Genomic DNA, 13,385 nt, shown 5'->3' on the forward strand with positions numbered 1-13,385 from the left:
ATATGACTAAAAAAACAGATCCAAATTATCTATATATTCCTTTTTCTGGCCCTAACCTTCTTGAAACGCCATTGTTAAACAAAGGCAGTGCATTTAGCCAAAATGAGCGAGAGAATTTTAATTTAACCGGACTTGTGCCTCCGCGCTTTGAAACAATCGAAGAACAAGTTGAACGTTGTTATCAGCAGTATTCAAGCTTTAATGACAATTTAAACAAGCATATTTACTTGCGTGCAATTCAAGACAATAACGAAACGTTATATTACCGTTTGGTGCGCGATCATTTAGAAGAAATGATGCCGATTATCTACACCCCAACGGTGGGTGATGCATGTGAGAAGTTTTCTGATATCTACCGTAGCTCACGTGGTCTATTTATTTCATATGAAGACCGTTATCAAATCGATGACATTTTGCGCAATGCCACCAAAGGTAAAGTAAAGGTTATTGTTGTCACTGACGGCGAGCGTATTCTTGGACTTGGCGATCAGGGCATTGGTGGTATGGGGATCCCTATTGGTAAACTGTCGCTATACACTGCGTGTGGTGGTATTAGCCCAGCTTATACATTACCCGTCATGCTCGATGTAGGTACAAATAACGAGAAGTTACTTAACGACCCTATGTATATGGGCGCGCGTCACAAACGAATTGGTCAAGAGGAATATGACGAGTTCTTAGGTTTGTTTATTGAGGCCGTGAAACGTCGTTGGCCAAGTGTGTTATTGCAATTTGAAGATTTTGCACAGCCTAATGCAATGCCACTGCTTAAACGTTACAGAGATGAAATCTGTAGCTTTAACGATGATATTCAAGGTACAGCGTCTGTGACGGTGGGTTCATTGTTAGCGGCATGTCGTGTTAAAGGTGCCAAGCTGTCAGAACAAAAAGTGGTCTTTGTTGGTGCAGGGTCTGCTGGCTGTGGAATTGCAGAGCAGATCATTAGCCAAATGGTTGCGGAAGGGGCATCGAGTGAACAGGCTCGAAGCCAAATTTATATGGTTGATCGATTTGGCCTACTAAGCGAAGGTATGGGCGAATTACGCGACTTCCAAGCGGCGCTAGTTCAGTCAAAAGAGGCGTTGAGTGATTGGAGTTACAGTGGTGACTTTGCATCATTACTTGATGTTATGCACTGTGCAAAGCCTGATATTCTAATTGGTGTGTCGGGTCAACCTGGCTTATTCACTGAGCAAGTGATCCGTGCGATGCATACCGGGTGCGAGCGACCAATTATATTTCCATTGAGTAACCCTTCACGTCAAGTAGAAGCGCATCCAAAAGATGTGATCGAATGGACGCAAGGTAACGCAATTGTTGCTACGGGTAGCCCATTTGAACCGGTTGAGTTTGAAGGCAATACATACCCAATTCCACAATGTAACAACAGTTATATTTTCCCTGGCATAGGGCTTGGCGTTATCGCTGCTAAAGCAACACGTATTACTGATAATATGTTAATGGTATCGAGTAAAACGCTGGCAGAGTCTTCACCATTGGCTAATACAGGAAAAGGCAGTTTATTACCTGCGTTGGTTGATATTGAAGCGCTTAGCAAACGTATTGCTTTTGCCGTTGCAAAATCTGCGATGGAAGAAGGCGTTGCGCTTGAAATGGATGATGACGCTATTTGGGCAGCAATAGATAGAAACTATTGGTTACCCAAGTATAGAAACTACAAACGCTGTAGTATTTAAAAAACTATATTAAGCCAGCATTTGCTGGCTTTTTTGTGTTCAAAATGTTCTATACTGAATAGGTCTAGGCTAAGGAAATAAGCTTTTTACTCACCCAACTGGAGGTAAGAATGCTGAAAACCTGTTTGCTATTATTGACACTTGTTTCGTCAGTAGTGGCTGCAAAACCGTTAGAAATTCAAATTGCATCTGATTATAACCCCAGCTTATCAGAAGAGCCTGCCGACTTAGCGACGATCCTTTTACTCAAAGTACGTAGTCAGTTAAAGGGGCGCTTAAGTTTAAACTTTATCCCTGCAAGTCGCTTAAGAGAGTGGAGGGAGCTAGAAACATACCCTAACATATGCCTATATAACAAAGTTAAAACCCCTGAGCGAGAGGCTATGGCAGTATTTGTTGAATACCCATTAATGGCTTTTCCTGCCAACAGGCTAATTCTAAGGGGGCAGCAGTTACCTTCTAATGTGTCTCTTAAAGATGTGATTGTTTCTAAAGGTTTGAGGATTGGAGTGACAAAGGGTCGCTCATATGGAAAGGTTATTGATGACTTTATCGAGAAGTATGCTGAAAGTCTCAAGATAGGGGAAGGCGCAAATAGTGCGTTTCGATTACGTGAGATGCTGGTGCAGGGGAAATTAGATGGCATCATTGAATATACTTCTGTGTTTTTAAATCATCACCTCAAACCAGAACAGCGTGAAGGGGTAACGTTTCATAAAATAGACGATGCAAAGGCGACCATATTTGGCTATATCGCGTGTGCAAACTCAACACAGGGGCGTAAGGCGGTGAGTTTGTTCGAGCTGGCTTTAGAAAATAAACAGCTACAAAAAAATATAATTGATGCTCACAAGGATTTGTTTTTTGAGCAAGAAATTGCTTTCATAGAACAAGGTTTGAGTGAAGCATATAACATTCAGCCATGATTAAGGGCAATGTGCTTCAATAGGTAACGGAATCAAATTAAAGGATCAGCACCGTGAAAATACGTTCAGTTTTATTAACCGCAGCACTGCTTAGTGCGCAAAGCTTTGCCAGTTCACTCCCGTCAGAGCCACATTTGTACGTGCAGGGCAATGCTCATATGCAAGTCCAGCCTGATCGTGCAGTGATTAGAGTGGCGATTACTGAAAAGAGTAAGTCATTATCAGAGGCAAAAAAGCGTCTTGATGATATTATGGCAAATGCCATATCGATTGCAAAAAACCACAAAATTAAATCAGATAACATCCATGCAGAGCAATTAAATGTATATCGACAAACTCGGTATAATCGTACGACCAATCAGGATGAATTTGAGGGATTTCGAGTAAGTCGTTCGCTAACATTAAAGCTTGAGCAAATAGAAAGTTACCCTGTTTTGCTGCAAAAACTCGTGGATGCAGGCATTAATGAATTCAACAATACGCAATTTGAAGTGAGTAACAAAAGTGCATTGATGAAAAGTTTGAATAAAGTTGCGATCAAAGATGCCAAGCTGGCTGCCAAAGAGTTGGCGTCTGATTTTGATGTGAAACTAGATGGGCTATATTCTGTCTCATTTTCTCCCATGGAAACCCCTCGAGCCCCTTACGCTCGCGCTGAATCAATGAAAGTTATGAGTAGTGATTCCGGTAGCGTTGAAAACGCATACAATACCGGGGCATTAACACTTAAGGCTCATGTTTACGCAGTCTATACGATTAGTAATTAATGAGGTTGAAGTAATTAAGTTATTTAGGCTGAGTTCCTTTATGCAATAAACTTGTTTATATTGGTTACTTCGTAATTAAAAGGAGTAGCCAATGATAACGGGCTTATATGGGTCGCTATTAGCGTTATTTTATATAAAGTTAAGTTTTGAAATTATTACCGTCCGCAAGCGTGAAAAGATAGGCTTGGGTGATGGGGGAAATAGCCAACTCACCAAGGCAATTCGAGCCCATGCTAATTTTATAGAATATACTCCTTTCGCTGTTCTGTTGCTGTTCATTTTAGAGACGCAAAATTTTAATGACATCGCAATTCACATCGCTGGTCTGAGCTTTTTTTTAGCGCGGGGGATCCACTGGCAAGCACTTAAAAGAGAAAACTTACGACTTAGAGTTATAGGCATGGCATTAACCTTTTTGGTATTATTAGTCTTGAGTATTGCCAATATAGTGTTGTATCTAATTAAATGAGCAAAGTTTTTATTGTTGGTCTGCCTAGAACAGGCACGACGAGTGTTTGCGTTGCATGTCTAAGTTTGGGCTATAAAACAGCCCACACGGCATATACTCGCAATACCTTTCGTGAAGCGCAAGTCATTGCAGATACGCCTATTTTTAATGATTACAAGCAGCTATCTGTTTTATACCCTGATGCGAAATATATTTATTTAGACAGAGAACTTTCGTTGTGGCTACCTTCTATTGCTCAGTTGCTAACGCGTATGTCGAGTAACTTATTCAGTGAAAAAGGCGGGTTCAACGATACCATTAAACGCTGTTACTTAGAGACATTCTCTGGGTTGACCGCAGATAATACTGATGACTATGCATTTTTAACTCAGTGCTATGAAGCGCATAAACATACAGCGTTAGATTTTTTTAAAGCGCAGAGATTGTCACACTTAGTACTCAATTTAACAAAGCCAGATGCCATGCAACAGCTTGCCGCATTTTTGGGTGTAAATAGCGGGGCTAAAATGCCATTTTTAAATAAAAAAGGCAAGGTAACAGCATGGAATGCCATTCGAGATCCACTTAAAATAGCCTCAACCCGTCAAGGTAAAGTAGACAAAGATGAATTGCTTTTAGTTAACGTTTAGTCTTTGCCATCGCTTTTATGTGCGCTAAAATGCACGCAAATTTTTAGAAGTGCTTTTTATTAGGTACATTGAGTAAGAGAAGTAAGCATGTTTGAATTGAAATATCACACGCCATTTGAATGGACGCATAAGGTACTCGAAGACTTTGGCACGTTCTTACAAGATCACGCAGCAGCTGAAAAAAAAGCCTCAGGCATGGCTATGTCTATGCTGAGTCATTACCCAGATAGAATTAAGCTGGTTAAAGCGATGGCTGATTTGGCGATTGAAGAAATGATCCACTTTAAGCAAGTGCTCAAACTACTTAATGAACGAGACATTATTTTAGGTAACGATCAGAAAGATCCTTACATCAAAAAAATCCGTGCCATCTTTAGAAATGGTAAAGATGAGTTTTTGATTGACCGTTTACTCGTGGCAGCCGTAATTGAAGCCAGAGGACACGAGCGCTTTTCTTTAGTCGCAGAGGCACTTCCTGCGGGTAAAGAGAAAGACTTTTATGTTGCGATTGCGAAATCAGAAGAAAAGCATAAGAACTTATTTGTTGAGTTAGCTTATGAGTACTTCGATAAAGCGCTTATTGATGAACGTTTAGAAGAAATTTTAATTGCTGAAGCTGAAATTTGCGAGAGTATCCCATTTACAGCTGCGCTGCATTAAGCGACTAATATACTTAATAAAAAAGCCAAACAACTGTTTGGCTTTTTTATTGTCTTAAGGTTTAAGCCGTCAATTAAAAAGTCATAGAGACTTTGGCGTAAACAAAGCGCCCATCGGTGTTATAGGCAGAAAATGCTGAATAAGGGAATATCTGATTAAAGTTACTGAACCCGATATTACCCACAGTGTCTTGTGGATACTGATCAAACACATTGTTTGCCCCAATGGCTAAGCGCCACTGTTCATTCACACGATAGGCAACATCTAAGTCAGTGATCCATTTTGCTGCGAGCACTTCGTCATTATCAATATTACTAGATGGGTCTTGAACCTCTCCATAGCGGGTTGCCTTGAGTGTGGTAGTCCACTGTTCAAAGCGCCAGGTTGCGACAAGGTTCCATTTATCTTTTGGTGTTGCGTCTTTAAAGCGAGCAATTTCGCGTCGTGCAAAATATTGATAATCTTCACCTAACGCCGACAGCTCAGTTGGGTTCGCTTTTACATTTGTCACGTCTGTGTCATTGAAGTTGACTGCTGCGCTTAAATTAAGTGTACCAAGTGTTTCTAGGTCAAAGCCATAGGTTGCGACGATATCGACACCTTTAGTACTAGAGTCGATAGCATTAGTGAAGTAGCGCACGCGTTGAACGTTATTTTCACCCGCAGTTTTGAGTATTTGTGCAACCGCTGGGCCGCTGAGGTTTTCTGATAGGACGATGCGGTCATCAATATCAATTTGGTAGGCGTCTAACGTCAAGCTGAAGTTATTATATTCATAGACAAAACCAGCTGTAATATTAACCGACTCTTCCGCTTCAAGTGGCTTAGCACCGAGTGCTTTTGCAGCAGCAGTATCAACAGGGAATAAACCCACTTCATTAGGTTGGCCGTCTTCGAATACCGTCGCAATCGACTTATATGATGTTTGGGCGAGAGAAGGGGCTCTAAATCCAGTGCTAAGCGCGCCTCTAAATGAAAGGTTCTCACTAAATACATAGCGGCTAGCAAGTTTACCTGTGAGTGTTGAACCAAAATCACTGTAGTCTTCAAAGCGGGTGGCGAATACCAAGTTCCAGTTCTCGCTTAGGTATGTATCAAACTCGGCGAACAATGCAATGTTATTTCTGGTCTCATCAACCGCACTAGCGGGAGAAAAGCCAGCTAGAACTTGCGCACCACCGGCTGCGACAGGCACACCTTGCGAGTCTAGTACTGTTAGGTATGAGGCTTGTTCACCAGCTTTGATTTTATAGTTTTCTTTTCGGTATTCAGCACCTATTGTGAAAAATACGTCATCATATAAACCAAAATCAAAATCAGTCTTAGCTTGGGCATTCACTAACCACTGCCCATATATCAATGAGCCGTTATCGAATTGAGTCGGGCTTTGTATGCCCATAGAGGTGTTGATACTATTGACGACTGAAAAAGCAAAGTCATTTTGGCCATAATTGGTACTTACGTCATAATCCCAGTTATTATGCGTACCTGATAGACCAAGGGCAAACGAATAGTCTGTTACATCCGATTCAATTTGCGGTAAAAATCCATCGGGATAAACGTCACTCACATTACGACTGTCTTTTGGGCGCCTAAAAAATCCGCCAGAATTCCCTTCACGTTGTGAATAACTGCCAAATGAGTATAGAGATAAATCATCGTCTAACGTGTAACCTGCGTTATAAAACAGAGCGTAGTCTTTGAGATCTGGTTTACCAAAACGGTGATTGTAGCGTTGGGCATCAAATTCACGCGGGTCTAATGTACCGTTCTCGTCTCGCGAGTATTGTTCACGCTGGTCGATACCAGAGCGATTGGTGGCGTTTTTGTCTCGTAGTTCACCAGAGAGGTTGATAAACCCTTGCTCAAAGAGTGACAAACCTATGTTTGCGCTTACGGTGGTTGTCTCACCATCTTTAACGCGTCGATCATTCCCTTTGTTAAATGCCAGATTACCCTGTTCATCACTATAGGTTTCAAGCAGTTGTGCTGCGCCCGCCATTTGTGTGTCGTTTTGACCGTAAGTCAGTGCAACACTGCCGCCTTGCTCAGCATCTTTTAGTATAATGTTTATTACGCCAGCAATGGCATCAGAACCGTATTGTGCAGCAGCCCCATCACGGAGTACTTCAATGCGTTTGATTGCTGCTGTTGGGATGGTATTTAAATCTACGGCAGAAGAACCTCGGCCAACAGTCCCGTTTAGGTTAAGTAGGGCACCCGCGTGACGACGCTTACCGTTAATAAGCACTAATGTGTGATCTGGCGCTAAGCCACGTAAAACAGCCGGTCTTGCATGGTCAGTTCCGTCAGCCAGTTGCGAGTTAGGAAAGTTAAAACTAGGGATCAAGGTGGTAAGCACTTGGCTCAATTCCATTTGTCCTGAACTTTGCATTTCGTCAATACCAATAATATCAACAGGGACAGTACTTTCAGAAATACTACGTAAGCTTCTTCGAGTACCCGTCACTTCGATTACTTCAGTCGTTACTTGTGCTTGTTGGTCTGCCGACTGCGCTACCGCAGTAAATGAAGAGAATGCCACACCAATTGATGTAGCTAATAAGGTCAGTTTGGACATGGTCTTTCCTTGATTTAGTAAATGGGAAAAACTATTCATAGATTTATGAAAAGTCGTAATAATATAAAAGGGGCTGGATGGTAATATTATCGTATTAGTAAGCGAAATGACATTTTGTTATAAGGTATAACCGTAATTATTATTTCATGAATGGCTTACAAATAGCGTACTTATAGCATGCATCTTGTTTACGAGGTTGTACCTGAAACGTGTGTTTCGGGCTTAATTAATGTATTACTTAACAGTTAAATAGACGCTATAAAATAGTAAAAGGAATTATTAGTTATGCGTTTTTTCAAAGTAAAGTGCTGCCCACATTGTGAAAAGCCGTTTAGGTTATTAACAAGGTTGTATATTAATTGCCGACCTAGTCGTGTTTGCCGTACGTGCGGTGGTGAGTTTACCTTCGCATTTAGTAAAAAATGCCCTAGTTTATCGCGTGGCAATTGCATTTGCGCTATTTTTTCAAACCTTGCTCACAATAAGCGAGGTACAAGTTTGGGCTTAATGGCAGTCTGCGCCTTTTGTTGTAGCTATGTATTAGGCAAATATGAGCGCTATTAACCACTATTAACCACTATCGGCGTTATAACGCTCAGCCTTTTATGCGCCTTCTTTGATTGAAATGCTATCGAGCGAGTCATGAGTCTGAACCTTCGGCTCTTCGTCAGGTAACCTTTTCAGTTTTGGTTCGGCTAAACAGCCTTTTTCTTTTTCAATCCAGTAAACGGTATTTTCAATAAGAGATATAGAACCAGATACCACGAGGCTTGCAGCACTCACTAGTCCTGCACTGGCTAGCGCTGCACCACAACTAAAATCACTGCCACAAGAGCCAAATGCGATCAGGTTTGAAGATTCGAGCGTACTCTTTTTCGCATAGACTTGGCACCGTTCATCATAATAAGTAACGTCTTTAGGGACGAAAATACAGCCACTCAGGGCTATGCTCACAGTGAAACATCCAATTAAGTTTTTCATATATATCCTTTTTTAGGACATAAGTGTAACGGTAAATTTAAAGCGTGTTTGTAAAAAAGTGTCATAGATTGAAATTGACGTTGCTGATTTTCTAGAATAGAACCATTCAATACTTTTATAAAAGGCCCATCAAATTGTGGGCCTATTCAGGGGGGGATGGGTTATTTACGAAGCGAGATTGACTTGGCTTCGATGTCAATTTTGCCTTGCTTAAACAAACCACCAATCGCCTTTTTGAAATTAGCTTTACTGGTCGAGAAAGTTTTTCTGATAAGTTCAGGATCTGATTTATCACCCAGTGGTAAAAAGCCGCCTTTAGCTGTGAGTTCAGCTAAAATTTGTTCACTTAATCCCGTCACTTTCGCCATACCCGGTTTCTCAAGTACTACGTCGATTTTACCATCTTCGCGCACGACTTTAACAAAGCCTTTTAATTTTTGGCCAATAAACATACGCTTAAATATAGTATTAAAAAATACCACCCCTAAGTGTTGTTCATTGATGATGACTTTATAGCCAATGTCAGTTTTTGATGCGACGATTAAGTCAACTTCTTGTAATGGAGCGTACTCAGCATCGGTTTTATTGACAAACTTATTAATGTTACTCGACGCACATAAACGCTGGCTTGCGTTATCAAGGTATAGCTTCACTAAGTAGCTATGACCATCGCGCATCTTAGGTTTTTGTTCGTTAAATGGTGCAAGAATATCTTTGCTAACACCCAAATCAAGAAATGCGCCAAAGCTATTGATTTCTTTTACGCGTAACAAAGCAAACTCGCCGACTTGCGCAATGGGAGTTTGTGTTGTGCCAGTCATATGACCTTGCGAGTCTTGGAAGATAAAGACCTGGATACTGTCACCTAATTCAAGGTGAGACTCAACTTCGGCTTTTGGTAAAAATACTTCGCCTAACTCACGGCCGTCTAGGTATGCGCCCTCGGCACATAATTCATTGATCATTAAATTTTGAATGCTACCTAGCATGGTTATTCCTCAGTTGGCTTTGGTTTACGACGTAGTGGTGCGTGCCCATCAACATCAAATGGCGCAGGGATTGCTTTTTTAGGTTTTGTTGGTTTTCTTCTCACTGGTTTCTTAGTTGCTTTTGCTTGGATTGGCTTCTTTTCAACCGGTGCTTTCGCTTTAGGCTTTGGTGGCCTGAAACCTTTAAACTTAGCCTCTAATCCGCTGATACTTTCAAATGATAGTGCATCGTTTAAGTAGTTTTTAATGGCAACAAAGCTGTTCCAGTCTTTTGGACCAACCAAAGAAATTGCAGTGCCTTTAAACCCAGCTCGACCAGTACGACCTATACGGTGTACATACTCTTCGGCTTGCTTTGGTAAATCGAAATTAATAACGTGTGTCACACTTAATAAATCAAGCCCTCTAGAGGCGACGTCTGTCGTAACCAGTACTTTAAACAAGCCGCGGCTAAATGTGTCCATAATATCTAGGCGTTTATTTTGCGCAAGGTCCCCAGCAAGGGCAACGGCTTTTATTCCTAACGTGTTCAGCTGCTCACTGATTCGAACTGTATCATTACGTGTAGCGGTGAAGATAATACACTGTCCAACATTGTCTTGTGTCACAAAGTGCTTTAATAACGCATCTTTGTGGTCAAGGTGATCGGCAAAATAAAGCGTTTGCTTAATATCGCCATGTTGTTGATGCGCATCACTTAGAATAATTTTCTTTGGTGAGCGAAGTAAATTACGAGACGTGACTTCTACTTGTGCATGGTCAAGCGTTGCAGAGAAAAGCAGCGTCTGGCGCAAGCGGTGATTTGCTTGTTCATTAATTAAGTTCAGCTGAGGGGCAAAGCCTAAATCAAGCATACGGTCCGCTTCATCAAATACCAGCAACTCTAACCCTGATAGCTGTAATGAACGTTGCTCTAGGTGGTCTGCAATTCTACCTGGTGAACCAATCACGATTTGTGGATCTTTTCTCAGCGCTTTTACTTGATCATTAAAGTTTTCACCACCAAGTACTTTAACCACTGAAATACTGGTTCCGGCAACGAGCAAACGACACTGTGAGAACACTTGTGTGGCTAACTCTCGTGTTGGGGCAATAATGAGTACACGCGGGTCACGTTTACTCAATGCGCGTTGTTTCATCACTCTATGAATTGCGGGGAGTAAAAACGCCAATGTTTTTCCTGAGCCGGTCTTAGACTGAGCAAACACATCATGGCCCGCAATGGCGGTCGGTACTGCCTGACTTTGGATCTCGGTAGGTGAAGTGATCCCTTGGTGTGCAAGTTGTGCTTCTAGTCGGGTGTCTATGCCCAGTTCAGTAAAGTGCAAAGCGTTTTTCTCCAAAACAAATTTTTTATGACAGGCCATTATAGCAAAGCTAAGCCATTCACTAATAGTAAAAAGCGCATTGTTAGCAAGGTTTTTGCAATTAAAGTAAAAATCCGTACAATACGCGCTCTAGCGCCGGATTTACGTTCCGGTTTAATGAACTGGTTGGCCGAGAATAAGCCAATTTAGTGTAACTAAAGCTGAATATAGGAATATCTATGTCTAAAGCATATGTGGTGTGTGCACTGTATAAATTCGTGTCGTTGCCTAATTTTGAACAGATCCGTCAACCTTTACACGACGTGATGGAGCAAAATGAAGTACGCGGTACTTTGTTACTCGCATTAGAAGGTATTAATGGAACCGTTGCAGGTAAACGTGAAGGGATTGATGCAGTACTTGCATGGTTAGAAGCGCAACCCGGCCTGAATAATATTGTTTCTAAAGAATCGTTCGATGACACCTGTCCATTTTACCGCACTAAGGTAAAACTGAAAAAAGAAATTGTGACGATGGGAGTCGAGGGAATCGATCCACTAGAAGTTGTGGGAAGTTATGTGAAGCCAAATGATTGGAATGCGCTCATTTCAGATCCTGAGGTTGTTGTGGTTGATACTCGAAACGACTATGAAATTGAAATTGGTACGTTTAAACATGCAATAGATCCTAAGACCAAAACATTCCGCGAATTTCCTGAGTGGGCTGAGAAAAACCTCGACCCAGCAAAGCATAAAAAAGTTGCTATGTTCTGTACCGGTGGGATCCGCTGTGAAAAATCAACAGCGTACATGAAGGAACAAGGGTTTGATGAGGTTTACCATTTAGAAGGTGGCATTCTTAAATACCTAGAAGAAGTGCCAAAAGAAGAAACTCTGTGGGAAGGCGAGTGTTTTGTTTTTGATAATCGTGTTGCGGTTGACCATGATTTAGAAAAGGGCTCATATGAACAGTGCCACGCTTGTCGTATGCCTATTACAGAAGCAGAGATGCAGCTAGAACAATATATGGAAGGGGTGTCTTGTCATCATTGCCATGACAGCCTTACTGAAGAGCAAAGAGCACGCTTTGCTGAACGTCAAAAACAAATTCAACTAGCTCAGTTGCGCGGAGAAGGCCATATCGGCCATGAAGCGCAAGAAGTGTTGCGTCAACGCAAAGAGCAGAAACAGGCACAAAAAGACGCGCAGCGTAACAAGAAGTCAGCCTAGTATATTGAATAACATAAAGAAAAGCCTCAGCATTGTCTGAGGCTTTTTTGCATCAAATATAATGCTCGATAGGCTTTGTGTATGTTTATTATGAATATTAACTCAATGGTTGTTTTGTAGCCGATTTTTTTGATAGTCTATATTGGTCCGAAAAACAATAATAGAAGTTAGATTATGGGCAATTTATTTTTAAAAGAGCGAGAAAGCTGGTGGACGTGGGTCATTTGGGGCTTAATAGGCTCGATTGTGAGCACGTATATATTTTCAAGTACTGCTGAAGTTAAATTTGCATTGGCTGCGTCTGGTCTTTTAGTCACTGTGCTAGCATGGTGGATGAACTACAGCCGTCGTTTTGAATTTTATAGGGCGTTAAAAGTGCTGTTATTTGTAGGCGGTGTTTCATTATTGCCTATTGCACTCAATGTTGCATTGCCCTCCAAAGAATTAGCAACAGTGAGTTTCAATTTTATATTAGTGTTATTGGGTTTAATTGGCTTATGTATTTGCGGGGCTTGGTTTGCACGTAGACCAAAGCAATATTATTAAAAAGTTGCCCAAAAATAATTATTTTGCTTTACAGCGGAACTAAAAACCACTAATATCCGCGCCAACAACGGAGAGATGGCTGAGTGGTCGAAAGCACCGGTCTTGAAAACCGGCAAGGGTTTGTAGCCCTTCTAGGGTTCAAATCCCTATCTCTCCGCCACCTCATTCTAAAAACCGCCTTTCGGCGGTTTTTTTCGTTTGGAGAGCGTATGTCTACTGAAATCATAAAACATTGTGCGTTATGGATTGTGTTTAGTTTTTTCTATTTAAGCGGCCTTGAAATGGCACTTGTGCTTGCGATTGATGGTCAGCCTGAGCCAACGCTTACTTCAACACTCGGTTATACCTTCTTATTTAACTTACTTGTAGGCCATTTGATCAGTAAATATGAAAAATTGTCTCCTGTGTTTAGTGCAATAGTGATCAGTTTGTGTGGCATTGTCGGGTTTGGATACATCTTTTCAGACACCCTAACAGGTTACAGTCAAGAACTGTTAGCCGGTTTGGTTGTATGTTTACCCATCGCTACCTATTTAGTGTTGCAAATCAAGCAATGGCAAGCTCAGAAGCTAGGTTAATCGCTTTTAAACTCGATAATGGCTAT

General features: G+C 41.4%; 13 protein-coding genes and 1 tRNA gene. 10 read left to right on the forward strand and 4 right to left on the reverse strand.

Annotation, left to right across the window (positions count from 1 at the left end):
• Positions 1–2: 2 nt before the first annotated feature.
• From PCIT_RS10840 to PCIT_RS10865, 6 genes are all read left to right on the forward strand, one after another.
• Positions 3–1,697, forward strand: coding sequence for an NAD-dependent malic enzyme (locus PCIT_RS10840; RefSeq protein ID WP_010362947.1), 1,695 nt, complete (start codon positions 3–5; stop codon positions 1,695–1,697).
• A 110-nt stretch (positions 1,698–1,807) separates the two neighbouring features.
• Positions 1,808–2,623: an ABC transporter substrate-binding protein gene (locus PCIT_RS10845; RefSeq protein WP_010362946.1), complete on the forward strand. Its 816-nt coding sequence runs from the start codon at positions 1,808–1,810 to the stop codon at positions 2,621–2,623.
• A gap of 53 nt (positions 2,624–2,676) precedes the next feature.
• Positions 2,677–3,390, forward strand: a complete 714-nt coding sequence (locus PCIT_RS10850) for an SIMPL domain-containing protein (protein ID WP_010362945.1) — start codon at positions 2,677–2,679, stop codon at positions 3,388–3,390.
• Positions 3,391–3,481: 91 nt separating this feature from the next.
• Positions 3,482–3,859: an MAPEG family protein gene (locus PCIT_RS10855; RefSeq protein ID WP_010362944.1), complete on the forward strand. Its 378-nt coding sequence runs from the start codon at positions 3,482–3,484 to the stop codon at positions 3,857–3,859.
• Entirely contained in the window at positions 3,856–4,488 is a 633-nt protein-coding gene (locus tag PCIT_RS10860) for a sulfotransferase family protein (protein ID WP_010362942.1), read from the forward strand. The genes PCIT_RS10855 and PCIT_RS10860 overlap by 4 nt, the downstream gene beginning before the upstream one ends.
• An 87-nt stretch (positions 4,489–4,575) precedes the next feature.
• Positions 4,576–5,148, forward strand: coding sequence for a MiaE family protein (locus PCIT_RS10865; RefSeq protein ID WP_010362940.1), 573 nt, complete (start codon positions 4,576–4,578; stop codon positions 5,146–5,148).
• A gap of 73 nt (positions 5,149–5,221) precedes the next feature.
• Here the strand turns inward: PCIT_RS10865 and PCIT_RS10870 are convergent, their stop codons facing one another.
• The 4 genes from PCIT_RS10870 to PCIT_RS10885 all read right to left on the reverse strand — a co-directional run bounded on the left by PCIT_RS10870 (position 5,222) and on the right by PCIT_RS10885 (position 11,027).
• A complete protein-coding gene (locus PCIT_RS10870; RefSeq protein WP_010362938.1) occupies positions 5,222–7,729 on the reverse strand; it encodes a TonB-dependent receptor plug domain-containing protein in 2,508 nt (835 codons plus the stop codon).
• A gap of 603 nt (positions 7,730–8,332) precedes the next feature.
• Positions 8,333–8,710, reverse strand: a complete 378-nt coding sequence (locus PCIT_RS10875; protein ID WP_010362937.1) for a hypothetical protein — start codon at positions 8,708–8,710, stop codon at positions 8,333–8,335.
• A gap of 161 nt (positions 8,711–8,871) precedes the next feature.
• Entirely contained in the window at positions 8,872–9,705 is an 834-nt protein-coding gene (locus tag PCIT_RS10880) for a CvfB family protein (protein WP_040697828.1), read from the reverse strand.
• Positions 9,702–11,027: a DEAD/DEAH box helicase gene (locus tag PCIT_RS10885; protein WP_040697855.1), complete on the reverse strand. Its 1,326-nt coding sequence runs from the start codon at positions 11,025–11,027 to the stop codon at positions 9,702–9,704. Before PCIT_RS10885 ends, PCIT_RS10880 begins: the two co-directional genes overlap by 4 nt.
• 218 nt (positions 11,028–11,245) lie before the next feature.
• On the opposite strand from PCIT_RS10885, the gene trhO reads away from it, so the two are divergent.
• From trhO to PCIT_RS10905, 4 genes are all read left to right on the forward strand, one after another.
• A complete protein-coding gene (gene trhO / locus PCIT_RS10890; RefSeq protein ID WP_010362934.1) occupies positions 11,246–12,235 on the forward strand; it encodes an oxygen-dependent tRNA uridine(34) hydroxylase TrhO in 990 nt (329 codons plus the stop codon).
• A 174-nt stretch (positions 12,236–12,409) separates the two neighbouring features.
• Positions 12,410–12,781 carry a hypothetical protein gene (locus PCIT_RS10895; RefSeq protein ID WP_010362933.1) on the forward strand — a complete coding sequence of 124 codons (372 nt, stop codon included), beginning with the start codon at positions 12,410–12,412 and terminating at the stop codon, positions 12,779–12,781.
• A gap of 69 nt (positions 12,782–12,850) precedes the next feature.
• Positions 12,851–12,941, forward strand: a tRNA-Ser gene (locus PCIT_RS10900).
• A gap of 49 nt (positions 12,942–12,990) precedes the next feature.
• The gene (locus PCIT_RS10905) at positions 12,991–13,359 is read left to right on the forward strand and encodes a hypothetical protein (RefSeq protein ID WP_010362932.1); all 369 of its coding nucleotides are present in this window, start codon (positions 12,991–12,993) and stop codon (positions 13,357–13,359) included.
• The last annotated feature ends 26 nt before the right edge of the window (positions 13,360–13,385 follow it).

This window comes from Pseudoalteromonas citrea, assembly GCF_000238375.3.
Classification (GTDB): domain Bacteria; phylum Pseudomonadota; class Gammaproteobacteria; order Enterobacterales; family Alteromonadaceae; genus Pseudoalteromonas; species Pseudoalteromonas citrea.